General features: G+C 60.5%; 21 protein-coding genes. 14 read left to right on the top strand and 7 right to left on the bottom strand.

All coding sequences use genetic code 11. The annotated features are described in order from the left end of the window. Positions 1-85 precede the first annotated feature (85 nt). The 6 genes from NBH21_RS12215 to NBH21_RS12240 all read left to right on the top strand — a co-directional run bounded on the left by NBH21_RS12215 (position 86) and on the right by NBH21_RS12240 (position 5,701). Positions 86-469, top strand: coding sequence for an AGROH133_08824 family phage infection protein (locus tag NBH21_RS12215; protein ID WP_250913439.1), 384 nt, complete (start codon positions 86-88; stop codon positions 467-469). 267 nt (positions 470-736) lie between these two features. Beyond that, complete coding sequence (locus NBH21_RS12220; protein ID WP_342452008.1) at positions 737-1,297, top strand: F0F1 ATP synthase subunit delta; 561 nt, start codon at positions 737-739, stop codon at positions 1,295-1,297. Beyond that, positions 1,297-2,826 (top strand): F0F1 ATP synthase subunit alpha, encoded by a 1,530-nt coding sequence (gene atpA, locus NBH21_RS12225; RefSeq protein WP_250913437.1) that lies wholly within the window; start codon positions 1,297-1,299, stop codon positions 2,824-2,826. The genes NBH21_RS12220 and atpA overlap by 1 nt, the downstream gene beginning before the upstream one ends. A 29-nt stretch (positions 2,827-2,855) precedes the next feature. Then, positions 2,856-3,734, top strand: a complete 879-nt coding sequence (locus tag NBH21_RS12230) for a F0F1 ATP synthase subunit gamma (protein ID WP_250913436.1) — start codon at positions 2,856-2,858, stop codon at positions 3,732-3,734. Between the two features lie 24 nt (positions 3,735-3,758). After that, positions 3,759-5,222, top strand: a complete 1,464-nt coding sequence (gene atpD / locus NBH21_RS12235) for a F0F1 ATP synthase subunit beta (protein ID WP_250913435.1) — start codon at positions 3,759-3,761, stop codon at positions 5,220-5,222. 71 nt (positions 5,223-5,293) lie between these two features. Then, entirely contained in the window at positions 5,294-5,701 is a 408-nt protein-coding gene (locus tag NBH21_RS12240; protein ID WP_250913434.1) for a F0F1 ATP synthase subunit epsilon, read from the top strand. Positions 5,702-5,808: 107 nt separating this feature from the next. On the opposite strand, the gene NBH21_RS12245 is transcribed toward NBH21_RS12240, so the two are convergent. From NBH21_RS12245 to NBH21_RS12260, 4 genes are all read right to left on the bottom strand, one after another. Then, complete coding sequence (locus NBH21_RS12245) at positions 5,809-7,422, bottom strand: GMC family oxidoreductase (RefSeq protein WP_250913433.1); 1,614 nt, start codon at positions 7,420-7,422, stop codon at positions 5,809-5,811. A 10-nt stretch (positions 7,423-7,432) separates the two neighbouring features. Next, entirely contained in the window at positions 7,433-8,650 is a 1,218-nt protein-coding gene (locus NBH21_RS12250; protein WP_250913432.1) for a mandelate racemase/muconate lactonizing enzyme family protein, read from the bottom strand. Between the two features lie 59 nt (positions 8,651-8,709). Further along, positions 8,710-10,134: an aldehyde dehydrogenase gene (aldA, locus tag NBH21_RS12255; protein ID WP_250913431.1), complete on the bottom strand. Its 1,425-nt coding sequence runs from the start codon at positions 10,132-10,134 to the stop codon at positions 8,710-8,712. Positions 10,135-10,255: 121 nt separating this feature from the next. Continuing rightward, positions 10,256-11,176 (bottom strand): LysR substrate-binding domain-containing protein, encoded by a 921-nt coding sequence (locus NBH21_RS12260; protein WP_250913430.1) that lies wholly within the window; start codon positions 11,174-11,176, stop codon positions 10,256-10,258. 284 nt (positions 11,177-11,460) lie between these two features. On the opposite strand from NBH21_RS12260, the gene NBH21_RS12265 reads away from it, so the two are divergent. The 8 genes from NBH21_RS12265 (at position 11,461) to NBH21_RS12300 (ending at position 20,007) form a co-directional block, all read left to right on the top strand. After that, positions 11,461-12,393, top strand: coding sequence for an L-lactate dehydrogenase (locus NBH21_RS12265; protein WP_250913429.1), 933 nt, complete (start codon positions 11,461-11,463; stop codon positions 12,391-12,393). Positions 12,394-12,519: 126 nt separating this feature from the next. Continuing rightward, positions 12,520-12,894: an ArsR/SmtB family transcription factor gene (locus NBH21_RS12270; RefSeq protein WP_250913428.1), complete on the top strand. Its 375-nt coding sequence runs from the start codon at positions 12,520-12,522 to the stop codon at positions 12,892-12,894. A 55-nt stretch (positions 12,895-12,949) separates the two neighbouring features. Further along, on the top strand, positions 12,950-13,843 hold the full coding sequence (locus tag NBH21_RS12275) for a LysR family transcriptional regulator (RefSeq protein ID WP_250913427.1): 894 nt from the start codon (positions 12,950-12,952) through the stop codon (positions 13,841-13,843). 193 nt (positions 13,844-14,036) lie between these two features. Next, complete coding sequence (locus tag NBH21_RS12280; RefSeq protein WP_250913426.1) at positions 14,037-14,516, top strand: formate dehydrogenase subunit gamma; 480 nt, start codon at positions 14,037-14,039, stop codon at positions 14,514-14,516. Further along, on the top strand, positions 14,513-16,069 hold the full coding sequence (locus NBH21_RS12285; protein WP_250913425.1) for a formate dehydrogenase beta subunit: 1,557 nt from the start codon (positions 14,513-14,515) through the stop codon (positions 16,067-16,069). The genes NBH21_RS12280 and NBH21_RS12285 overlap by 4 nt, the downstream gene beginning before the upstream one ends. 4 nt (positions 16,070-16,073) lie before the next feature. Then, a complete protein-coding gene (fdhF, locus tag NBH21_RS12290) occupies positions 16,074-18,956 on the top strand; it encodes a formate dehydrogenase subunit alpha (protein WP_250913424.1) in 2,883 nt (960 codons plus the stop codon). Positions 18,957-18,968: 12 nt separating this feature from the next. Further along, positions 18,969-19,787: a formate dehydrogenase accessory sulfurtransferase FdhD gene (gene fdhD, locus NBH21_RS12295; protein ID WP_250913423.1), complete on the top strand. Its 819-nt coding sequence runs from the start codon at positions 18,969-18,971 to the stop codon at positions 19,785-19,787. Next, positions 19,777-20,007 carry a formate dehydrogenase subunit delta gene (locus tag NBH21_RS12300; protein ID WP_250913422.1) on the top strand — a complete coding sequence of 77 codons (231 nt, stop codon included), beginning with the start codon at positions 19,777-19,779 and terminating at the stop codon, positions 20,005-20,007. The genes fdhD and NBH21_RS12300 overlap by 11 nt, the downstream gene beginning before the upstream one ends. A gap of 109 nt (positions 20,008-20,116) precedes the next feature. On the opposite strand, the gene NBH21_RS12305 is transcribed toward NBH21_RS12300, so the two are convergent. From NBH21_RS12305 to NBH21_RS12315, 3 genes are all read right to left on the bottom strand, one after another. Continuing rightward, complete coding sequence (locus NBH21_RS12305; protein WP_250913421.1) at positions 20,117-21,793, bottom strand: methyl-accepting chemotaxis protein; 1,677 nt, start codon at positions 21,791-21,793, stop codon at positions 20,117-20,119. A 217-nt stretch (positions 21,794-22,010) separates the two neighbouring features. Then, positions 22,011-22,490 carry a chemotaxis protein CheW gene (locus NBH21_RS12310; protein ID WP_099059533.1) on the bottom strand — a complete coding sequence of 160 codons (480 nt, stop codon included), beginning with the start codon at positions 22,488-22,490 and terminating at the stop codon, positions 22,011-22,013. Beyond that, on the bottom strand, positions 22,490-24,277 hold the full coding sequence (locus NBH21_RS12315; RefSeq protein ID WP_250913420.1) for a methyl-accepting chemotaxis protein: 1,788 nt from the start codon (positions 24,275-24,277) through the stop codon (positions 22,490-22,492). The genes NBH21_RS12310 and NBH21_RS12315 overlap by 1 nt, the downstream gene beginning before the upstream one ends. Positions 24,278-24,571 lie beyond the last annotated feature (294 nt).

Here is a 24,571-nt window from a genome sequence, read left to right on the forward strand (position 1 = left end):
CAACTGGCATTTCCAGGAGATACCGCGATCCACTCGTTTGTGCGATAAGCCTCGCCTGACTGATTTCGCAAGACGGGGATGACAGATGGAGTTCTATTTTCCGACGGAGTTCGGTGAGCAACTGGCCTTTGGAGCCGCCGCCGCCATGGTTCTGATCGGTGCTTTCGTAATGTTCGCACCGGGCATCGCCATGAAGCTTTTCGGCGTCCAGCCGAGAGATGGCCGGCCGGAAGGCTATAGTGCCGTCCGTTCGGCTGGCGGCCTGATTGCGGGCTTCGCGGGAACCGCTCTCCTTCTTGCCCAGCCAATGGTCTATTTCGCACTCGGCTCCGCCGTCGTTCTTGCAGCGTTCGGAAGGGTACTTTCGATCATGTCCGACAGAGGCGCGACGGTTGCGAATTTTCTATTCCTGATTGTGGAAATTGCCTTGGCTGCTTTGCCGATCATTTTCTTCTTTGGTCTCGTCTGAGCGGTCGGGGCATTCGGACGCAGAGGCATTCTGGCAATTTGACGCAGTTTCCCGGAAAATTGCTGCCAAGGTCTTGTCCTAAAGACTCATTCCGTTAATACGCGTGTTGCGAGTCCAGAGTTCCTATGCTAGACGGACCGCGAAATTCGGAAAACGCAAGCGGACTATTCTTGTGTTTTCGGGGGAAAACGTAACGATTTCAGGGTTATGCGCATCGCCTCCAAGGGGCGGGCAGATTCTGGATGAAAATCAGGGAATATTTTGCCCGTGGCAGACACATCCCAAGTCATTTCAGGCGTGGCGGAGCGCTATGCATCCTCGCTTTTCGAGCTTGCTCTCGAAGCCGGTTCCGTTGATGCAGTTGCCGCCGATCTCAACCGTTTCCAGGCGATGATCGATGAAAGCGACGACCTGAAGCGACTGGTGCTTTCTCCGGTGTTTACCGCCGAGGATCAGTCCAAGGCCGTTGAAGCGCTCTGCGCAAAGGCCGGCATCGGCGGTCTCGTCGCAAACTTCCTCAAGGTGGTTGCCGGCAACCGGCGGCTTTTTGCCGTTTCGGGCATGATTGCCGCTTTCCGACAGATCGCAGCCCGTCATCGCGGTGAAGTCACCGCCGAAGTAGCGTCTGCTCATGCACTTACTTCCGAACAGGAAAACGAATTGAAGGCGGCGCTGAAGGGCGTCACTGGCAAGGATGTCTCGATCAACGTCTCGATCGATCCGTCCATTCTCGGTGGTCTGATCGTCAAGGTCGGCTCGCGCCAGATCGACACGTCCCTTCGCACCAAACTTTCCACCCTTAAGCTTGCACTGAAAGAGGTTGGCTGATGGATATCCGCGCCGCGGAAATTTCCGCAATTCTGAAAGATCAAATCAAAAATTTCGGCAAAGAGGCGGAAGTCTCGGAAGTCGGCCAGGTTCTCTCCGTTGGTGACGGTATCGCCCGCGTTTACGGCCTCGACAATGTTCAGGCCGGCGAAATGGTCGAGTTCCCCGGCGGCATCCGCGGCATGGCGCTGAACCTCGAAGCCGATAACGTCGGTGTCGTTATTTTCGGTTCCGACCGCGACATCAAGGAAGGCGACACCGTCAAGCGGACCGGCGCCATCGTGGACGTCCCGGTTGGTCCGGAACTGCTCGGCCGCGTCGTTGACGCGCTCGGCAATCCGATCGACGGCAAGGGTCCGATCAATGCCACCCGTCGCGCTCGCGTCGACGTCAAGGCACCCGGCATCATTCCGCGCAAGTCGGTTCATGAGCCGATGTCGACCGGCCTCAAGGCCATCGACGCCCTGATCCCGGTCGGTCGCGGCCAGCGCGAACTGGTCATCGGCGACCGTCAGACAGGCAAGACCGCCATCATTCTCGACACGATTCTGAACCAGAAGGCCATTCACGACAATGGTCCGGACGGCGACAAGCTGTTCTGCGTCTACGTCGCTATCGGTCAGAAGCGCTCGACCGTTGCACAGTTCGTGAAGGTTCTCGAAGAACGCGGCGCTCTCAAGTACTCGATCGTCGTTGCAGCGACCGCTTCCGACCCGGCTCCGATGCAGTATCTCGCACCGTTCGCCGGTTGCGCCATGGGCGAATACTTCCGCGACAACGGCCAGCATGCCCTGATCGGCTATGACGACCTTTCCAAACAGGCCGTTGCCTACCGCCAGATGTCTCTGTTGCTGCGTCGTCCTCCGGGCCGCGAAGCTTATCCGGGTGACGTTTTCTACCTGCATTCCCGTCTGCTCGAGCGCGCTGCAAAGCTCTCCGACGAGCGTGGCGCCGGTTCGCTGACCGCTCTGCCGGTTATCGAAACCCAGGGTAACGACGTTTCGGCGTTTATTCCGACCAACGTGATCTCGATCACCGACGGCCAGATCTTCCTCGAAACCGACCTGTTCTACCAGGGTATCCGTCCGGCCGTTAACGTCGGCCTTTCGGTTTCCCGCGTTGGTTCGTCGGCCCAGATCAAGGCGATGAAGCAGGTTGCCGGCTCGATCAAGGGCGAACTCGCCCAGTATCGCGAAATGGCTGCCTTCGCCCAGTTCGGTTCGGACCTCGACGCTTCCACCCAGCGCCTGCTGAACCGTGGTGCACGTCTGACCGAACTTCTGAAGCAGCCGCAGTTCTCACCGCTCAAGACGGAAGAACAGGTTGCGGTGATCTTCGCTGGTGTAAACGGTTACCTCGACAAGATCTCGGTTGCCCAGGTCGGCAAGTTCGAACAGGGTCTGCTTTCCTACCTCCGGTCGGAAGGCAAGGCTATCCTCGACATCATCCGTACGGAAAAGGCCATCAGCGACGACACCAAGGGCAAGCTCAAGGCTGCTCTTGACGCTTTCGCCAAGTCTTTCGCGTAATCGGGGCTCAAGCCAAGGACGGATAACGGATGCCTTCACTTAAGGATCTGAAAAACCGGATCGCCTCCGTCAAGGCGACGCAGAAAATCACCAAGGCGATGAAGATGGTCGCCGCGGCGAAGCTGCGTCGTGCGCAGGAGGCGGCCGAGGCTGCCCGGCCCTACTCGCAGCGGATGAGTGCCGTCCTTGCCAATATCGCCCAGGCGGTGGGTGGTGACGATGGCGCTCCGAAGCTGATGACGGGTACCGGCAAGGACGACGTGCATCTGCTCGTCGTCTGCACGGCAGAACGCGGCCTTTGCGGCGGCTTCAACTCCCAGATTGCGCGCTTTGCCCGCGATCACGCCCGCAAGCTCCTGGCGGCCGGCAAGACCGTCAAGATCTTCTGCGTCGGCAAGAAGGGGTATGACAGCCTTCGTCGCGAATTCGGCAGCCTGATTGTCGAACGCACGGACCTGCGCGAAGTCAAGAAGATCGGCTTTGAGAACGCTGATGCGATCGGTCGGAAGATCATCGCTATGTTCGATAAGGGCGAGTTCGACGTCTGCACTCTGTTCTATTCGGAGTTCAAGTCGGTCATCAGCCAGGTTCCGACCGCGCAGCAGCTCATCCCGGCTTCCGCCGGCGAGGCAGCCGCTTCGGAAGGCGCTACCGCAGTCTACGAATACGAGCCGGATGCAGGCGCGATCCTGACGGATCTCATTCCGCGCAACATCTCGGTTCAGGTTTTCAGAGCTCTGCTCGAAAACGTCGCCGGGGAAATGGGCGCCAAGATGAGTGCCATGGACAATGCGACGCGCAATGCAGGTGAGATGATCAACAAGCTGACGCTTTCCTACAACCGTCAGCGTCAGGCGCAGATCACCAAGGAACTCATTGAAATCATTTCGGGCGCGGAAGCGCTCTGAGGTTAAGGAAAGAGGGTAAGAAACATGGCTAAGGCAGCTACCCCGAAATCTACTGCGGCGAAGTCCGCAACCGGCTCTGTCGGCCGGGTTACCCAGGTCATCGGCGCTGTTGTTGACGTCGCTTTCGACGGCGAGCTGCCCGCGATCCTGAACGCGCTGGAAACCGACAACCACGGCAACCGTCTGGTGCTGGAAGTCGCACAGCACCTCGGCGAGAATCGGGTCCGCACGATCGCCATGGACTCAACCGAGGGTCTCGTTCGTGGCCAGCCGGTTTCCGACACGGGTGCTCCGATCTCCGTTCCGGTCGGCAAGGAAACCCTCGGCCGCATCATGAACGTCATCGGCGAGCCGGTTGACGAAGCCGGTCCGCTCGACACGGGCGTCCGTCGCGCGATCCACCAGGAAGCTCCGGCTTACGTCGAGCAGTCCACGGAAGCACAGATCCTCGTCACCGGCATCAAGGTCGTCGACCTTCTCGCTCCTTATGCAAAGGGCGGCAAGATCGGCCTGTTCGGCGGCGCTGGCGTCGGCAAGACCGTTCTGATCATGGAACTTATTAACAACGTGGCCAAGGCACACGGCGGTTACTCGGTATTCGCCGGCGTTGGCGAGCGTACCCGCGAAGGTAACGACCTCTATCACGAAATGATCGAGTCGGGCGTTAACAAGCACGGCGGTGGCGAAGGCTCCAAGGCTGCACTCGTTTATGGCCAGATGAACGAACCACCGGGCGCTCGCGCTCGCGTCGCTCTGACCGGTCTGACGATCGCCGAACAGTTCCGTGATGAAGGTCAGGACGTTCTGTTCTTCGTGGACAACATCTTCCGCTTCACGCAGGCAGGCTCCGAAGTGTCGGCTCTGCTTGGCCGTATCCCGTCGGCCGTTGGCTACCAGCCGACGCTTGCCACGGACATGGGCCAGATGCAGGAACGCATCACCACCACGACCAAGGGCTCGATCACCTCGGTTCAGGCCATTTACGTTCCCGCCGACGACTTGACCGACCCGGCTCCGGCAACCTCGTTCGCCCACCTGGACGCAACGACCGTTCTGTCGCGTTCGATCGCTGAAAAGGGTATCTACCCGGCCGTTGACCCGCTCGATAGCACCTCGCGCATGCTCGATCCGCTGGTTGTCGGCGAAGAGCACTACGAGGTGGCCCGTAAGGTTCAGTCGACCCTGCAGCGTTACAAGGCTCTTCAGGACATCATCGCCATCCTCGGCATGGACGAGCTGTCCGAAGACGACCGTATCGCAGTTGCCCGCGCCCGCAAGATCGAGCGTTTTCTGTCTCAGCCGTTCTTCGTTGCCGAAGTCTTCACCGGTTCGCCGGGCAAGCTCGTTGCTCTCGAAGACACGATCAAGGGCTTCAAGGGTCTCGTCAACGGCGAATACGACCACCTGCCGGAAGCGGCCTTCTACATGGTCGGCTCCATGGACGAAGCTATCGAAAAGGCCAAGAAGCTGGCCGCCGAAGCTGCCTGATAATGGATCTGCGGCACGCGGGGCAATGCTCCTGCGTGCCGGTCCTTCATCCACGAGAGAAGTGAACTATCATGGCCGACAATTTCAATTTTGAACTCGTTTCGCCCGAGCGCCTGTTGCTTTCCGAAAAGGTGAGCGAAGTTGTCATTCCGGCAACCGAAGGCGAAATGACCGTCATGGCCAACCATGCGCCGACCATGACCACCATCAAACCGGGTGTCGTTTCGGTTAAGCTCGCCTCGGGTCAGGTCAGTAAGTACGTCGTTTTCGGCGGCTTTGCCGATATCGTTCCGACCGGCTGCACGCTTCTGGCAGAATCGGCCGTTGCGATGACCGAGCTGAACCGCGAAACGCTGACGAAACGGATCGAGACTGCGCGCGCCGAATTGAACGCGGCCGACAACCACGAGCACAAGACCCGTCTTGAGCAGTATCTTGCGGAACTGACTCATCTGAACGGCATATTGATCGCCGCCTGAGTAGCTTCTGCGGGCTGGCCGCAACCGATCCAGAATGAAAGAAAGCCGGGCCTAGCGCGCCGGCTTTTTTGTTTCTTGCTGTCTGCTCGTTTCAAGGCCTGCTGTGTTCAGCGGGCGTCTTCCAGAATCATGGCGGAGCCTTTTTCGGCAACCATCATGGTCGGTGCATTGATGTTGCCGGCGGTAACGTTCGGGAAGATGGATGCATCGACGATCCGAAGGCCTGCCATCCCATGTACGCGCAGGCGTGCATCGACAACGGATTGCCGTTCGTCCGGCCCCATCGCGCAGCTTCCGCACAGGTGATAGATCGAACCGCTGTTCTGCCTGAAGTAGTCGAGCAGCTTTTCGTCCGTGTTGGCAGTCGGGGATGGAGACACCTCTTCCTCGGTGATTGCGGTCAGGGACGGGGTTGAAGCGATCCGGCGGACCAGATGGCTGCCTTGCAACACCTCATCGATATCGTGCTCCGTGGAGAGATAGTTGGGGCGGATCAGGGGGGCCGTTGCCGGGTCGGGCGAACCTATGGCGATCTCGCCGCGGCTGGTCGGCCGGCATGGGTTGAAGGCGATGAGGAAGCCCGGATAGGGCTCCGGTTTCAACCCCGATCTCGGATTTTCCGGAATGCGATAGGAGAGCGGGTTGAAATAAAGCTGGATGTTCGGGTGAGGTGCATCTGGGCTGCCCCGGAAGAAGCCGCCAGCCTGGTTGACGCTCATCGCGAAGGGGCCCGTGCGGGTCAGCAGATAGCGCAGGCCGAATGCCGCCTGCCCGAAAATGCTGCCGAAGCTGCCGTTTAAGGTCGGCCGGTTGGCACGATAGTAGAAGCTGGCGCAGATATGATCCTGAAGGTTCTTGCCAACCGCCGGGAGGTTATGGCGGGTGTCTATTCCGAAAGCTTGCAAAGCCTCGCCACGGCCAATGCCCGAGAGTTGCAGAAGCTTCGGGGTATCGACGGCTCCTGCCGCGAGGATGACTTCCCTGCGGGCCTTGAATGAACGCAGTTGCCCATGTTGCACTACTTCGACGCCGTTCACCCGCGCATCCTCTGCAAAAAGGAGGCGCCGGGCGACCGCGTTGCGTTCGATGGCGAGGTTGGATCGTTTCAATGCTGGCCGCAGATATTCGGCGCTGGAGTGGGAACGCTGGCCGCAGCGCGTATTGATATCGTAGACGCCGGCTCCTTCGATAGAGGCTCCGTTGAAGTCGGTGTTGTCCGGAAGTCCGAGCTCTTCGCAAGCCGCAAGGAAAGCATCGGAAACCGGATGAATATCGCCGCGCATCGGTGTGACGTGGATGGGACCATCACCGCCATGCCATTCCGAGGCACCCGCGGCATGGGTTTCCAGTTTGCGGAAATAGGGGAGAACGTCGCTCGCGCCCCAGCCGGGATTGCCGGCGGCTTCCCAGTCGTCAAAGTCGTGTGCTGCGCCACGCACGAAGATCATGGCGTTAATCGATCCCGATCCGCCCTGCACCTTGCCGCGGGGCGCGTAGATGCGGCGATTGCCGAGTTCAGGTTCCGGCTCGGTGGAATACATCCAGTTGACGGCCGGGTTGTAATAGCTGCGGGCGTAGCCGACCGGGATCTTGAACCAGAAGCTATCGTCCTTGCCGCCGGCTTCGATGAGCAGAACGCTGTAGCGGCCATCCTCGCTCAGCCGGCTTGCCATAATGCAGCCGGCGGAGCCGGCGCCAACGATGATGAAATCGTAAGTCATGGCTTGTCGTTCAGCCCTTGGCCGGAGCGAAGGCTTTGACGTCGGCGGGTTCCGCCCCCATCTGCAGATGCAACCGCTTGCCGGTATAGGGCGTGTGCTGTTCCACGACCTCCATGTCGAGTTCGATGCCGAGGCCCGGTTCGCGGGAAGGAATGAGATAGCCGTCGTCGAAGGCGAGCTTGTTCCTGAGGATCCGGCCGTGGAAATCGCCGAAATCCAGGATCGCCTCGTGGATCAGGAAATTCGGCGTTGCCGCGGAAAGCTGGATGGATGCGGCCGCACCGACCGGGCCGTTATAGAGATGCGGTGCAATCTGGGCATAGAAGGCTTCCGCCATTCCGGCGATCTTCTTCGCCTCCAGAAGGCCGCCGACGCGGGCGACGTTCATTTGCAGGATTGAGGCCGCGCCGAGCTGGAGAACGCGCTGGAATTCGTATTTCGTGGTGAGTCGTTCGCCGGTTGAGACAGGGATCGATGTGGCTCGAGCGACCTCTGCCATGGCGGCTTCCTGACCGGGCGGCACGGGCTCCTCGAACCAGAGCGGATCATATTTCTCCAGCCGCTTTGCCAGCCGGATTGCAGAGGACGGTACCATCTGACCATGGGTGCCGAAGAGAATATCGGCGCGGCTGCCGACGGCGTCGCGGATCTTGCGGCAGAATTCCTCTGAGCGATCCATGACGCCGAGCGAAAGCTGGTGGCCGGAATAGTTGGTGTAGGGACCGGCGGGGTCGAACTTCACGGCGGTGAAGCCCATTTCGACCACGCGTACTGCCTCCTCGGCGGCGAGGTCGGGATTGTTGTAGTCGTATTCGCCTGCGGCGTTCTTCGGGTAGAGATAGGTATAGGCGCGCAGCTTTTCGTGTACGGTTCCGCCGAGCAGGTCGGAAACGGGCCGGTTCGCAGCCTTGCCGATGATATCCCAGCAGGCGATTTCCAGACCGGAGACGATGCCCATCATCGTCGGATCCGGTCGCTGAGTGAAGCCGCTGGAATAGGCCGCCCGCCAGAAGCGTTCGATCCGGTGCGGATCGTGATCCAGCAGGTAGCGCTGGAACACATCCTCGATCAGTGGCACGAGACCGGAGGGATGGAAGGCTGTATCGTAGATTTCGCCGATGCCCTTGATGCCGCAATCCGTCTCGAGTTCGACGAAGATCCAGTACATGCCGCCGATATGCGGTGGCGGGACGGCAACGACATAGGTCTTGAGCGATGCGATCTTCATGATGGTTCCCCGGGGATATTGTTCGATCGTATTCTTAGGCTTGCAGGTTGGTGAGCGGGTCAGTGCTTCAGGATGACCAATCGGGTCTGGGTGAATTCCAGCATGCCGTGCTTGCCATCGTCTCCGCCGAGGCCGGAACGTTTCCAGCCGGCGTGGTAGCCCTGATAGGGATCGGCGGGGAAACGGTTGACGTAGAGTTCGCCGGCCTCGATTTCGTTGGCGGCCTTCATCACCTTGCGATAGTTTTCCGAGAAGACGACGGAGGCGAGGCCGTATTGGTGGTCGCTGGCCATTGTTAGCGCCTCGTCGAAGTTTCCGTAGGGGATGACCGCAAGCACGGGACCGAAGACTTCCTCGCGAACGATCTCCATGTCCTGCCGGCAGTTGGAAAGAAGCGTCGGTGGATAGAAGAAGCCATCGCCCTGAGGGATGACGCCGCCTGCCTCGACCTTCGCTCCTTCAGCCGCAGCGCGTTCGACCATGGCATGGATACGCGAACGGGCAACCGCGTTGGCCAGAGGCCCCATCAGATCCGGGTCTCTTGAACGGTCTCCGAAACGGCGGGAGGAAAAGGCGGCGCGGAGCTTGTCGAGCAGGATGTCGTGGACGGCTTCATGCACATAGAGGCGCTCGACCGAGGTGCAGACCTGCCCGCAATGGGCGGTCTTGGCCGCGAGCACCATGCGCGCGACGGCATCGAGATCGGCATCGGGCTCGACGATCACCGGGGTCTTGCCGCCGAGTTCCAGCGACGGCTTGGCGATGTTCGCCTTGCAGTATTCGAGAACGGTGCGGCCGGCTGCAACGCTGCCGGTAAGGGTGATCATGCCGACTTCGGGCCGGGTGCACATGGTTCCGGCGACATCATGGGTCATCGTCATGATGTTGATGAGCCCGGGTGGCAGGGCGGCCTCCTCCACCGCTTCGGCGAAGACAAAGGCGGAGGTGGGCGTGTTGTTGCTCGGGCGCACGACGACGGCATTGCCAGCGATGAGGGCCGGGGCGATCTTGCGCACCAGCGTGTAGATCGGGAAATTGAATGGGATGAGGCAGGCCACGACGCCGATCGGGGTGCGTTTCAGCATCAGCGTCTCGTCGGGCGTGTCGCTCTCGATCACCTCGCCCTCGATGCGCCGCGCCCATTCGGCGTGATAGCGCATGAGGACTGCGGCGTAGATCGTCTCGGCCGTCGCATCCGCGACGCTTTTGCCGGATTCCCACGCAAGCGCTTCTCCGATCAGCGCCGAGCGGCGCTCCACGGCGTCGGCGAGCCGGCGCAGGGCGTCGCCGCGATCGATTGCAGGAAGCCGGCTCCAGGCTTTCTGAGCACGGGCTGCGGCCTCGACGGCCCGGATGACATCGGCCTCCGAGCCGGACGGGACGCCGGCAAAGATCTCACCGGTGGCAGGGTTTACGACGTCGATCGCGGGGTTCTCTCCCGGCGAGACGAAACGGCCGTCGATGAAGTTGCGATAATCTCTCATGGACCCCTGCTTTTCCGGCGGATTTTCCGCCAAGTAGGAGCCGTCCCGCCTGTTCGCGCAAGCGAGTTATTCTCGGGTGCATCATTCGAAAATCGAATGTTTCAGGCCGCGCCGCCCCTGGCTAGGTCTCCCGGTTTCCGGCAAGCTCCGGATCTCCGGAAAGTTCCATATGCAGCCATTGCCGGAAGGCCTTCACGTTGGAAGGGTCCATCTGCTCGGCCCTCGTCACCAGCCAGTAGGATTCGTGGCCCTCCACTTCGACGTCCAGCACCTGCATCAGCCTGCCCTCTTCCATCAGCGACGTTACCATGAAGCGGTCGGCAACGGTGACGCCGAGGCCATTGCAGGCAGCCTCGATCGCCATGTCGAGGAGGTCGAATTCCAGTCCGCCACGGGTATCGGTATGGCTCAGGCCCGCTGCATCCAGCCAGTGCTGCCATGTCAGGTAGCGTTGGTCGGCTGAGGCGAGAACATGGAGGAAAGTCAGGCCGGAAAGATCTAGAGGTTCTGTAGCGCAGCCGGCGAGCAATTGAGGCGAGCAGACGGCGATATGGCGTTCGGTCATCAACACCTGGGACTGCAGCATGGGCCATTCGCCGTCGCCGAAGCGGATCGCGCAGTCGAGGATGCTCCGTTCGGTCAGGCTGTCCTGCAGTTCGGTGGTGATGCTGATCTCGATATCGGGAAGAAAGCGGCGCAGGCTGCCGAACCGGGGCATCAGCCAGCGCTTGGCGAAGGTCGGCGGTACGTTGACGCGCAGGCGATGCTGGTTGCTCTTCTCCATGATGTTGCGGACGGTCAGCTCCACGTCGTGGAATGCGCGCTGGAGCGCTTCGAGCAGTTCGATGCCCGACGGCGTCAGGTCGAGATGATGGTGGCGGCGGATGACCAGCGTTTCTCCGAGTTGTTCCTCGAGATTGCGCACTTGCCGGCTGACCGCGCTCTGGGTCAGGTTCAGCCTGTCGGCGGCGCGGGTAAAGCTGCGGGTCTGCCCCACGACCTCGAAGATCTTCATGGCCGAAAGTGCCGGCAGTTTTCGCATGGTGGTTCCGTCCTTGCCGCGGATCGCAGCGCATTGTCATGCCATTTAAACAGGGCAATCGTAACGACGTCATCCGGTTTCTGCCGTTGGTTTTTTCGATGACGGCAAAGGAATGCGATTGAAACGCAGCGCGGGGCAATGAGATAGTCCACCAGCCGTTCGTCACGGGCGATAGAGCATCGAAGGCGATTGCGCCTTCGATGCTCTATCTGTTCATTTTAATGCAATTCCGGACGCAAAACCGCTTCGCGCTTTTGCTGGAATTGCTCTTGGGGGAGAGAATCATGAAAGTCGGCATCGTCGGAGCAGGCATGGTGGGAAGTTCGGCTGGCTATGCGCTCGCCATGCTGGGTATCGTCAGCGATATCGTGCTGGTCGATCGCAACGCAGCGCTGGCTCTCGCTCAGGCGGAGGATATTTCGCACGCGGTTCCCTTCGTTTCCGCAACGACGGTGATTGCGGGAGACTATGCCGAACTTGCCGGCGCAGGTGTCGTCATCCTTGCCGCCGGCGTCAGTCAGAAGCCGGGTGAAACACGCCTCGAACTCCTGGAGCGCAATGCTGCCGTTTTCCGCGATGTCGTCGGAGAGGTCCTGCGGGTCGCGCCGGACGCAATCCTGCTGATCGCCTCCAATCCGGTGGATATCATGACCCAGGTCGCGACCCGCCTCTCCGGTCTGCCGCCGCAGCGGGTGATTGGTTCAGGCACAATCCTCGATTCGGCACGGTTCCGCAGCCTGATCGGCCGTCATCTCGGCATTTCCCCGCAATCCGTGCATGCCTATGTGCTCGGGGAGCATGGAGACAGCGAGGTGCTCGGCTGGTCGAATGCGCGGGCGGGTTCGGTTTCGCTCAAATCCTTTGCCGAGCAGATCGGATCGCCGCTGACGGAGGATGTGCGCCAGTCGATCGACGAAGGCGTGCGCAACGCCGCCTACAAGATCATCAACGGCAAGGGCGCGACCTATTACGGCATCGGCGCCGGTCTCGCCCGCATCGTCAAGGCGATCGCCCAGGATCAGCGCGACGTGCTTTCGGTGTCGATCGTCACCCCGCATATCGTGGATGTGGAGGATGTCGCTCTGTCGGTTCCCCGAATCGTCGGGGCCGGCGGTGTGATTGCCGACCTCATTCCCGAGCTGGATGTCAGCGAATATGCCGCACTTGGAAGGAGTGCGGCCCTTCTCAAGGAAAGAGTGGAATCAATCGCGCTTTGATTTTCGTCAATTTCTGTGGGTTGGGCAGGCTCTTTTCCTGAGAGCGGCAGTCGTCTATTTAGGGTTTCGCTGCATTGCGTTATATATGACGCATGGCGGTAATTGCCCTCGCGCCCGGATGGTTTGATGAGTGTTCCGACCTTCAGTCCCGAAATGAAAAAGGACCAGCTGGACGACTTCATGTCAAAGGCGCGGGCTGCCAGTACGCTCCTGAAGGCGCTTTCGCATGAGACGCGGCTGCTGATCCTTTGCATTCTCAGCCGTGGCGAGAAAACCGTCGGTGAAATCGAGACGATACTCGGGTTACAGCAGGCGGTGGTTTCCCAGCAGCTCGCTCGTCTCAGGGCCGAGCATCTCGTACGGACGCGTCGCGAAGGTCGCATGATTTTCTATCGGATTGGCGATCCGGCGCTCAACGAACTCGTTTCCGTGCTCTACAAGATGTATTGCGAAACGGACGAAAAGACACCCGTTGCCAACGAAGTGCACGAGGGCGCCTGAGCCCTGCAACGTTGTCGCGGATCTTCCTCGGCTGGCGCATGCAGGGGAGGCGGCGTTGATCGACAAGCTTGAATTCTTCATCGCGCTCGCAAGAGCACAACATTTCGGCCGTGCGGCCGAGGAGTGCGGCATTACCCAGCCGACCCTGTCGGCGGCGATCCGGCAGCTGGAGGATCAGCTCGGGGTCATGCTGGTGCAACGCGGTTCCCGTTATCAGGGGCTGACCCCCGAAGGGCAACGGGTGCTGGAATGGGCGCGGCGCATCGTCGGCGATGCGCGCACCATGCGGGAGGAGATGCGGGCCGCCCGCCGTGGCCTTGCCGGTCATATCCGCATTGCCGTCGTTCCAACCGCGCTTTCCATGGTGCCACGCATCACCGAGCCCTTTCAGGCCAAGCATCCGGACGTGACCTTCTCCATCCTGTCGCGCACCTCGTTGCAGGTGCTGAGCCTTCTGGAGAACCTGGAGATCGATGCGGGGATCACCTACCTCGACAATGAACCGCTCGGGCGGGTCACTTCGGTGCCCTTATATTCGGAGCGCTATCACCTGATCACGGCCGCCGGGACGCCCTTGTCGGATCGCGAAAAAGTGACGTGGCGGGATATGGCCGATCTTCGGCTTTGCCTATTGACCGCGGACATGCAGAACCGTCGCATCATCAACCAGCATATGGCGGAGGCCGGGGTCACGCCGCACCCGACGCTTGAGTCCAATTCGATGATCGTGCTGTTCGCCCATATCCGCACAGGCAAGTGGGCTTCGATCATGCCGCGCAATGTCGCGGAATCCTTTGGGTTTCCCGAAGAGATACGAATGATCCCGATCGGGGAGCCGGAGGCCGAACACTCCGTTGGCCTCGTTGCGCAGTATCGCGAACCTTTCACGCCCCTTGTTTCCGCCCTGCTGCATGAGGCCGGACGGCTGGCGAATGCTCAGGCGTTTTGATAGAAAATTTCTATCAACTCACATGACTGCTTTATTGACCTTGCCGGGGGTGGAGGATCATTCTTGCTGAAAGTCGGCCGGGAATGGGAAATCCCGGTCTTCGTCAACGTTTCGGCCAGTTTATCCGACGGCGACGCCCGGGTTCAGGAATCGGCCGGTTGGCGATGTTCGTGTCGGTTTGGGAGGACTGAACATGAATGTGAGATCATCTTCGGATGATGTGTTGTCTCGCACATCCGCGATCATTTCCGAATTGCAGGGCCTTGAAGGACCGCTGCTGCCGATCCTGCATGCCGTGCAGGACACGTTCGGCTATGTGCCGGAAGAGTCCAAGCCGCTGATCGCGCAGGCGCTCAACCTGTCGCGCGCGGAAGTACATGGCGTCGTTTCGTTCTATCACGACTTCCGCTCTCACACCTCCGGTCGCCATGTGCTGAAGCTCTGTCGGGCTGAAGCCTGCCAGTCGATGGGCGGGGATGCGCTGGCCGAGCGGGTGAAGTCGCTTCTCGGCATCGATTTTCACGAGACGACGCCCGATGGTGCCGTGACGCTCGAACCGGTCTTCTGTCTCGGGCTTTGCGCCTGTGGGCCGAGCGCCATGCTGGATGGGGCGCTACATGGGCGTCTCGATGAGGACTGTCTTGGCGAACTCGTTGCGGAGGCACGCCGATGACCGTGACTGTTTTCGTTCCCGGAGATTCCGCCGCACTTGCCGTCGGTGCCGACAAGGTGGCCGCAGCCATTGTACGCGAGGCGAAGGCGCGCGGGCTCGACGTGCAGGTGGTGCGCAACGGTTCGCGCGGTCTGCTCTGGCTGGAGCCGCTTGTCGAGGTGCGCTCCGACCATCATCGCGTCGCCTATGGGCCTGTGAAGGTCTCGGATGTGCCAAGCCTGTTCGATGCCAATTTCCTTGAAGGCGGCGAGCATCCGCTTTTCCATGGACAGACCAAGGACATGCCCTTCCTCTCGCGCCAGACGCGTCTCACTTTCTCGCGCTGCGGTGTCACCGATCCGCTTTCGCTGGAGGACTACCGTCATTACCAGGGTCTGAAGGGGCTGGAAAAGGCGATCGCCATGGCGCCCGCCGATATCGTCAAGCAGGTGGCCGACAGTGGCCTGCGCGGACGCGGTGGTGCCGGTTTTCCGACGGGGATCAAATGGAAGACGGTTCTCGATGCGCCGGGTGATCGCAAGTACATCGTTTGCAACGCGGATGAAGGCGATAGCGGCACGTTTTCCGACCGCATGATCATGGAGGGTGATCCCTTCGTGCTGATCGAGGGGATGGCGATTGCAGCTCTCGCGACCGAGGCGACTAAGGGTTACGTCTACACGCGCTCGGAATATCCGCATGCGATCCGAGTGATGACGGAAGCAGTCCGGATTGCGCGGGAGGCCGGCATTCTCGGTCCTTCCGTGATGGGATCGGGCCGCGCTTTCGACATGGAAGTCCGCATGGGTGCCGGCGCCTATGTCTGTGGCGAGGAAACGTCGCTCCTTAACTCGCTGGAAGGCAAGCGAGGTATCGTCCGCGCCAAGCCGCCGCTGCCGGCGCTTCAGGGGCTTTTCGGCTGTCCTACCGTGGTTAACAACGTGATGTCGCTGGCGTCGGTGCCCGTCATCATGGACCGGGGTGCCGCCTTCTACCGTGACTACGGCGTCGGCCGTTCGCATGGCACGATCCCGATCCAGCTCGCCGGCAACGTCAAACACGGCGGTCTTTATGAGACGGCTTTCGGTCTGACCCTCGGTGAACTTGTCTACGACATCGGCGGTGGCACGGCCAACGGCCGTCCGGTCAAGGCGGTGCAGGTCGGCGGACCGCTCGGAGCCTATTTCCCGCCTTCGCTGTTCGACACGATCTTCGACTACGAGGCTTTCACTGCGAAGGACGGCCTGATCGGTCATGCGGGTATCGTCGTGTTCGACGATACGGTCGACATGTTGAAGCAGGCCCGTTTCGCCATGGAGTTCTGCGCGGTCGAAAGCTGCGGAAAGTGCACGCCCTGCCGCATCGGCTCGACCCGCGGCGTGGAGACCGTCGACCGGATCGCTCATGGCATCGAGCCGGAGAAAAACAGGGCGCTGCTTGGCGACCTTTGCAACACCATGAAGTTCGGATCGCTTTGCGCGCTCGGCGGGTTCACGCCCTATCCGGTGATGAGCGCGATGACGCATTTCCCCGAAGATTTCGCGCCGACCCCACTCGTTGAAGCAGCGGAGTAAAGCCATGTCTCTCATTCACGAAATCGACTACGGCACGCCGGCATCGAAATCCACCGAGACGGTGACGCTGACCATCGACGGACGGCAGGTCACGGTGGCCGCCGGGACGTCCATCATGCGCGCCTCGATGGAGGCAGGCATCGAAGTGCCGAAGCTCTGTGCCACGGACATGGTGGACGCCTTCGGTTCGTGCCGCCTCTGTCTCGTCGAGGTCGAGGGTCGCAACGGCACCCCCGCCTCCTGCACCACGCCGTGCGCGCCGGGAATGGTCGTGCATACCCAGACGGACCGGCTGAAGCAGATCCGCAAGGGGGTGATGGAACTCTACATCTCCGATCATCCGCTCGACTGTCTGACCTGCGCGGCCAATGGCGATTGCGAACTGCAGGACATGGCTGGCGCGGTGGGCCTGCGTGATGTCCGCTACGGTTATGAGGGCGACAATCACGTCAAGTCGCGCGATGGGGTCGGCGAGGTGAATGCCCGCTGGATGCCGAAGGACGAGTCCAACCCCTATTTTACCTATGATCCGGCGAAGTGCATCGTCTGCTCGCGCTGTGTCCGAGCCTGCGAAGAGGTGCAGGGCACGTTTGCCCTGACCATCGAAGGCCGCGGTTTCGACAGCCGCGTGTCGGCCGGCATGCACGAGCAATTCCTCTCGTCCGAATGCGTCTCCTGCGGCGCCTGCGTGCAGGCCTGCCCGACCGCCACGCTCACGGAAAAGTCGGTGATCGCCATCGGCCAGCCGGAGCACTCGGCTGTCACCACGTGCGCCTATTGCGGCGTTGGCTGCTCGTTCAAGGCGGAAATGCGCGGCGAGGAACTGGTGCGCATGGTGCCGTGGAAGGACGGCAAGGCCAATCGCGGCCATTCCTGCGTCAAGGGCCGCTTCGCCTATGGCTATGCCAGCCACAAGGACCGCATCCTCAATCCGATGATCCGCGAAAAGATCAGCGATCCCTGGCGCGAGGTCACCTGGGAAGAGGCCTACGCCCATGTGGCGACCGAATTCCGCCGTATCCAGTACCAGTATGGCAAGGATTCGATCGGCGGCATCACCTCGTCGCGCTGCACCAACGAGGAAACCTTCCTCGTCCAGAAGCTGATCCGCGCCGGTTTCGGCAACAACAATGTCGATACCTGCGCCCGCGTCTGCCACTCGCCGACCGGCTACGGTCTGGGTCAGGCCTTCGGCACCTCGGCCGGCACGCAGGATTTCGATTCTGTCGAGCATTCCGACGTCGTCATGGTGATCGGCGCCAACCCGACGGACGGCCATCCGGTGTTCGGCTCACGGCTGAAGAAGCGGCTGCGCCAAGGTGCAAAGCTGATCGTCGTCGATCCTCGCCGTACGGATATCGTGCGCAGCCCGCATGTCGAGGCTGCCTATCACCTGCCGCTGAAGCCCGGCACCAACGTCGCGGTGATGACGGCGCTTGCCCATGTCATCGTGACGGAAAGCCTGTTCGATGAAAGGTTCATCCGCGAACGGTGCGACTGGTCGGAATTCGAGGACTGGGCGGCGTTCGTTGCCGAGCCGCAGCACAGCCCCGAAGAGACCGAGCAATTCACCGGCGTTCCGGCCGATCTCGTGCGCGGCGCAGCAAGGCTGTTTGCGACCGGCGGCAATGGCGCAATCTATTATGGTCTCGGCGTGACCGAACACAGCCAGGGGTCGACCACGGTCATGGCGATTGCCAACCTTGCAATGGCGACTGGCAATATCGGGCGTCCGGGTGTTGGCGTTAATCCGTTGCGCGGCCAGAACAATGTGCAGGGTTCTTGCGACATGGGTTCGTTCCCGCACGAGCTTCCGGGTTACCGTCACGTTTCCGACGACGCGACGCGCGAGACTTTCGAAAAGCTCTGGGGCGTCAAGCTCGACAGCGAGCCGGGTCTGCGCATTCCGAACATGCTGGATGCAGCCGTCGACGGCACGTTCAAGGGCATCTACATTCAGGGCGAGGACATCCTGCAATCCGATCCTGACACCAAGCATGTATCGGCGGGCCTTGCCGCGATGGAATGCGTGGTGGTGCAGGATCTCTTCCTCAACGAGACGGCCAATTACGCCCATGTCTTTCTGCCGGGCTCGACCTTCCTGGAGAAGGACGGCACCTTCACCAATGCCGAGCGGCGCATCAACCGCGTGCGCAAGGTGATGACGCCGAAGAATGGCTATGGCGACTGGGAGATCACCCAGAAGCTTGCGCAGGCCATGGGCCTCAACTGGAGCTACAAGCATCCTTCGGAAATCATGGACGAGATCGCCGCGACGACGCCGAGTTTCGCCAGCGTTTCCTACGACTATCTCGACAAGATGGGTTCGGTGCAGTGGCCGTGCAACGAGACATTCCCCGAGGGCTCGCCGATCATGCACATCGACGGCTTCGTGCGCGGCAAGGGCAAGTTCATCCGGACCGAATATGTTGCGACCGACGAGCGGACGGGACCGCGCTTCCCGCTGCTTCTGACCACCGGCCGCATCCTGTCGCAGTATAATGTCGGTGCGCAGACCCGCAGGACGGACAATGTGACATGGCATGCGGAAGACCGGTTGGAAATCCATCCTCACGATGCCGAGCAGCGAGGTATCAAGGACGGTGACTGGGTTAAGCTCGCCAGCCGCTCCGGCGATACGACGCTTCGTGCGCTGATTACCGAGCGGGTGGCTCCCGGCGTGGTCTACACCACCTTCCACCATCCCGATACGCAGGCGAATGTCATCACCACGGACTATTCCGACTGGGCAACCAATTGTCCGGAATATAAGGTGACGGCCGTGCAGATTTCTCCCTCCAACGGTCCGACAGACTGGCAGCAGGATTACGAGGAGCTGTCACGTCGTTCGCGTCGCATCGCCGGCAAGCTGGAGGCGGCGGAGTAGGAGCCAGGTTGTATGAAGACTTCCGTTTCCGCCGGTGAACTGCTGTTTCGAGACGGCGTGCTCACGCCGTCGTCGAGAGCCGTGCCGGAGGAAACGCCGATTGCGTTTTCCTATGGCGGGTCCACCCATGCTGTGATGATGGCAACGCCTGCGGATCTCGAGGATTTCGCCTTCGGTTTTTCGCTGGCGGAAGGGATCATTACGTCGCCGGACGAGATTCTGGCCGTGGAACCGCTGGAAGCCGGGGCGGGGCTCGATGTTCAGGTGACGCTTCGGGATGCGACGGCGGATGCGTTGACGGTGCGCCGGCGGCGGATGGCGGGTCCTGTCGGATGCGGCCTTTGCGGCATCGAATCGATCGAGCAGGCAAGCCGTCCGGTGCCGCGCGTGGCGGCCGCGGGCTTTTGTCTTACGCCTGAGGATATCGAGGAAGCGATGACGGCGCTTGGCCGCGCCCAGGTGTTGAACCGTGAAACGCGCGCTGTGCATGGCGCAGGCTTCTTCGTGCCGGGCGAGGGCCTGCTGGCCATCCGCGAGGATGTCGGGCGTCACAACGCGCTGGACAAGTTGGTTGGCGCCGTGCTGCGTGCCGGTCGTCGGGGCGAAGAGGGCGTCGTGGTCGTTACCAGCCGTCTGTCGGTGGAAATGGTGCAGAAGGCCGCCATTCTCGGCGCTTCCGTGCTTGTCGCTATTTCGGCGCCGACCGCGCTTGCCATTCGCACGGCGGAAGAAGCGGGCATCACGCTGATCGGCATCGCCCGAGGGCATGATTTCGAAGTTTTCACCGGATCGGAGCGCGTCGTCGCCGGAGTTGCCGCCAATGTCGCATGACACCTCGGAAAAAATCGTTCGCATGGCGAACCAGATCGCCACCTTCTTCCTTTCCCAGCCGGAAGCGGTGCGGGTAGAGGGGGTCGCCAACCATATCAACAAGTTCTGGGAGCCGCGCATGCGCCGCCAGCTTTTCGAGCATATCGACAAGGGCGGCGAGGGGTTGCTTCCGCTGGTTATCGAGGCTTCCAAGGCTGTCAAGCGGCCGGTTGCCGCCTAAACAGGACCGGTGCTTCCGTCGTTTGCGCCGGCGTGAAATCCCAAAACTGAAAAGGCGGGGACAAAACATCGTTTTGCCCCTGCCTTATGGTGTCGCTGGTACGCTTTACCTATGCCGCGACGAGTGAGTGCCTGATGTCACCGGGTCGGCCTATCCGGAAATCGCCGAGAAGATTGTGCAGGCTTTCCGCCTCGCGGGCGAGTCCGTGGCTGGCGGCCGTGGTTTCCTCGACCATGGCGGCATTCTTCTGGGTCGCCTGATCCATTTGGTTGACGGACTGGCTGATTTCCCGGAGCGCGCCGGACTGTTCGCGGGAGGCGCCGACGATTGCCGTGACATTGAGGTCTATCTCGCCGACGCGGGAGGAGATCTCATGCAACGCCGTTCCCGTCCTGCCGACCAATGAAACGCCGTTCTTCACCTGCTCGCCGGATGTGTGGATCAGCGTCTTGATTTCCTTGGCCGCCTGAGCCGAGCGCTGCGCCAGTTCCCGCACTTCCTGCGCGACGACGGCAAAGCCCTTTCCGGCCTCTCCGGCACGGGCCGCCTCGACGCCGGCGTTGAGTGCCAGCAGATTGGTCTGGAAGGCGATCTCGTCGATGACACCGATGATGCTGGTGATCTGCTGCGACGACTCAGCGATGCGGCTCATGGCGTCGATGGCCTGTTCGACGACCTCGCCGGAGGTCTCCGCGCTTTTGCGTGTCTCGCGGACGAGGCGACCTGCCTCGTCTGCCCTGCGGGTCGCATCGGCGACTGTAGTTGTTATCTCCTCAAGGGCGGCAGCAGCTTCTTCGAGCGAGGCGGCCTGCCGTTCGGTGCGGCGTGCCAGATCATCAGAGGCTTCTCGCACTTCGGCGGAGGCCGATGCGATGCCTTCCGCATTGATGGCGACCGTCTGAAGGGCGTTGCGCAGTTTGGCGACGGCGGCATTGAAGTCCTGACGCACCTTTTCCATGGTCGGGACGAACGGCTGTTCGAGACACTGGAGCAGGTCGCCATCGGCAACTGCATTGAGTGCGCGGCCCAGCGCGTCGATCGCGGTCATGCGCGGTGTGACGTCGGTTGCGAATTTCACCACCTTGTAGACCTGCCCGTTCAGGTTGTGAATAGGATTGTAGGAGGCCTGGATCCAGACTTCCTTCCCGCCCTTGCCGTACCGAACGAATTCATTGGCCGCGAAGCGGCCTTCGGCAAGCTGTGCCCAGAAGGTCTTGTATTCGGTGCTGGCGGCATAAGCGGGGTCGCAGAACATGCTGTGATGCCGGCCGACGATTTCGGAAAGATCGTAGCCCGTGGCGTTACAGAAATTTTCGTTGGCTTTGAGGATTCGCCCGTCCGGGGTGAATTCGATCACGGCCTGTGAGCGGGAAATGGCGGCGATCTTGTCGGCATCCTCGAGGCTTTTCTTCTTTGCTTCGGTGATGTCGGTCGCGATCTTGACCACCTTGTACGGCTTGCCGCCGGAAAAGACGGGATTGTAGGATGCCTGGATCCAGATTTCCCGACCGCCCTTGCCTAAGCGCTTGTACTCGCGGGCGTCAAACTTGCCGGAGGCCAGATTGGTCCAGAATTCGCGGTAATCAGCGGATTCCACATAGGCAGGATCGCAGAAGATCCGGTGGTGCTTGCCGACGATTTCTTCTCGGCTGTAGCCGACCGTCTGGCAGAAGTTCTCATTCGCATCGAGAATGGTCCCGGTCAGATCGAACTCGATCATTGCCTGGGACTTAGAAAGTGCGGAACGTACGTTGCTGGAGTCACTGCTTGCTGCAAACCATGCCATCCGAGTTGCCCTTCCCCTGGCTGCGCCCTCCACCGGCTGTGCCGTCGCGTTGGCGAGCACACCGGAATGCACGTTAAGATGGCGTTTTCGTATTTAATAATCCTATAATTACATAAGTAAATTTTGATAAACATAAGTGGGGAGGGAAGGTGCAAGAAAAAAAGGCCCCATGAATGGAGCCTTTTAATCAGTCGTATCTGTCCTTCTCAGGAAGGGATCAGGCCGCGAGGTCTTCCGCTTCGGTGCCCTTGAACATCTTGGAGAGGTTCAGGAAGCAGATCATGCCGTTCTCGTTGGCGATGATGCCTTCGGAGAAGGACTTGTCGAAGGAGGCGGAGATTTCCGGAACGGGCTGTACCTGGCTCGACGGAATGGTCAGGATGTCGGAGACGCGGTCGACCAGCATGCCGATGACCATGTTGTGCACTTCGGCGACAACAATGGCGGACCGTTCGTTGGCAACCGTGCTCTTCATGCCGAGCTTGTAGGCGAGGTCGATGATCGGGATCACAGAGCCGCGGAGGTTCATGACGCCGATGACATCGGCCGGAGCATGCGGGATCGGCGTTGACGGAGCCCAGCCGCGGATTTCGCGGATCGTGGTCGTCTTCACGCAGAATTCCTGATCATGCAGGCGGAAGGCGATGATTTCGAGGGTTTCCCCGCCGAAGGTCGTGGAGTTGATCGTCGTTGCCATCAGAATTCTTCCCAACTTTCCTGTGCCTGGGCAGAAGCGGCTGCGCCGGTGGATGCGCGGGCGACCTTTGCCATGAGTGTGCGTGCCGGGGATGCGACGGGTGAAGCATCAGGACGCGCTGTTCTTACTGTAACGGAAGAGTGTTGCCCAAATCTAAACTGGGAGAGGAGATTCTTGAGCGTTTCCGCTTCCCGCGCAAGACTGTGGCTGGCGGCGGACGTTTCTTCGACCATAGCCGCATTCTGCTGGGTATTCTGGTCCATCCCGTTTACGGCGCGGTTGATTTCCTGAAGCGCGGTCGTTTGCTCCCGGGAAGCCTCGACGATGGCCGTGACGTTGCGATCGATCTCCTGGACCTCGGCAACGATCTGATCGAGCGCCTTTCCGGTCTCGCCGACCAGCGAAACGCCGTTCTTCACCTGATCGCCGGAAGTATGGATCAGCGTCTTGATTTCCTTTGCCGCGTTAGCGGACCGCTGGGCGAGTTCGCGCACTTCCTGTGCGACGACGGCGAAGCCCTTGCCGGCTTCACCCGCACGGGCCGCCTCGACGCCGGCATTCAGCGCCAGAAGGTTGGTCTGGAAGGCGATATCATCGATGACACCGATGATGTTGGAGATCTCGTTCGATGAGTTTTCGATCTGGCCCATGGCGCCAATGGCGTTCTTCACCACCTGACCGGAACGTTCTGCCGCCGTCTTGGTGCGGGCAACAAGCTGGCCCGCGTCGCCGGCACGCTTGGAACTGTCGGCAACTGTCTGGGTGATTTCCTCCAGTGCAGCGGCGGTCTCTTCCACAGCGGCCGCCTGTTGCTGGGTTCTTGTGGCAAGGCTGTCGGAGGCAATGTGGATCTGCGCCGAGCTGGCGGCAATTCCTTCCGCGTTCTCGCCGACGGTGCGCATGGCGCCCTGCAGCTTCTCGATCGAGGCGTTGAAGTCGGTGCGGACTTTTTCGAGGGTCGGTATGAACGGTTTTTCGATACGAGTGGTCAGATCGCCATTGGAGAGCGCGGTCAGGCCGGTGGCGAGATCATCGACGGCGCGCACGCGTTCGGTAATGTCGGTCGCGAATTTGACGACCTTGAAGACCTTGCCGTTCATGTCGAAGATCGGGTTGTAGGATGCCTGAATCCAGACGACCTTGCCGCCCTTGCCGATGCGCTTGAATTCCTGGGCGATGAACTCGCCTCCGGCCAGTTTCTGCCAGAAAAGCTTGTACTCGCTGCCATGGGTGTAGGCCGGTTCGCAGAACATCGAGTGATGCTTGCCGCGGATCTCAGCCAGCGTATAGCCGAGCGTCGACAGGAAGTTTTCGTTGGCTGTCAGAACTTCCCCGCCCGGTGTGAATTCGATGGTTGCCTGAGCGCGGGAGATCGCGTCGAGCTTGCCGGAATCTTCCGCCGCCTTGAGCTTTGCCGCCGTGATGTCGGTTGCAAACTTCACCACCTTGTACGGCTTGCCGCCAGAGAAAACGGGGTTGTATGAGGCCTGGATCCAGACCTCCTTGCCGGACTTGGCGATGCGCTTGTATTCCCGCGCGTCGAACTCGCCCCCGGCGAGCTTGCCCCAGAATTCCTTGTATTCCTGGGAAGCCACATAGGCCGGATCACAGAATATGCGGTGATGTTTGCCTTTTATCTCCGAGAGTTCATAGCCGAGCGCTTTACAGAAATTCTCGTTGGCATGAAGAATATTGCCCTGCAGATCAAATTCGATCATTGCCTGGGATTTGCTAATTGCGGCGAGGATTGCCTTTGCATCCGAACCGAAGGGCATCAGGATCGTCATATAAGCGCCTTTGCTCCGAGCGTTCCGTTTCTTATCGCGACGGCCACAGACAGGATTTGGCAATAGTCAAATCTGGCTGAATGTCCCCTCGGGATTTGTCCCGGGATTTGTTTCATTTTCGAGGCAATTTATAAGAGTATTTGAGTTAAAATATTGTTATTGGTGGATTTTAGCCCCGTAAATCAACTATAACGAGCCCTGCAAAGCCATCATTGGTTGTCTTTTTTGTTTCGTCAACCATTGGTTATTTCTTAATTGAAGAATTACTTTCTTATTACTGCCGGATATGAATGA

Source organism: Ciceribacter sichuanensis (genome assembly GCF_024055605.1).
Classification (GTDB): Bacteria; Pseudomonadota; Alphaproteobacteria; order Rhizobiales; family Rhizobiaceae; genus Allorhizobium; species Allorhizobium sichuanense.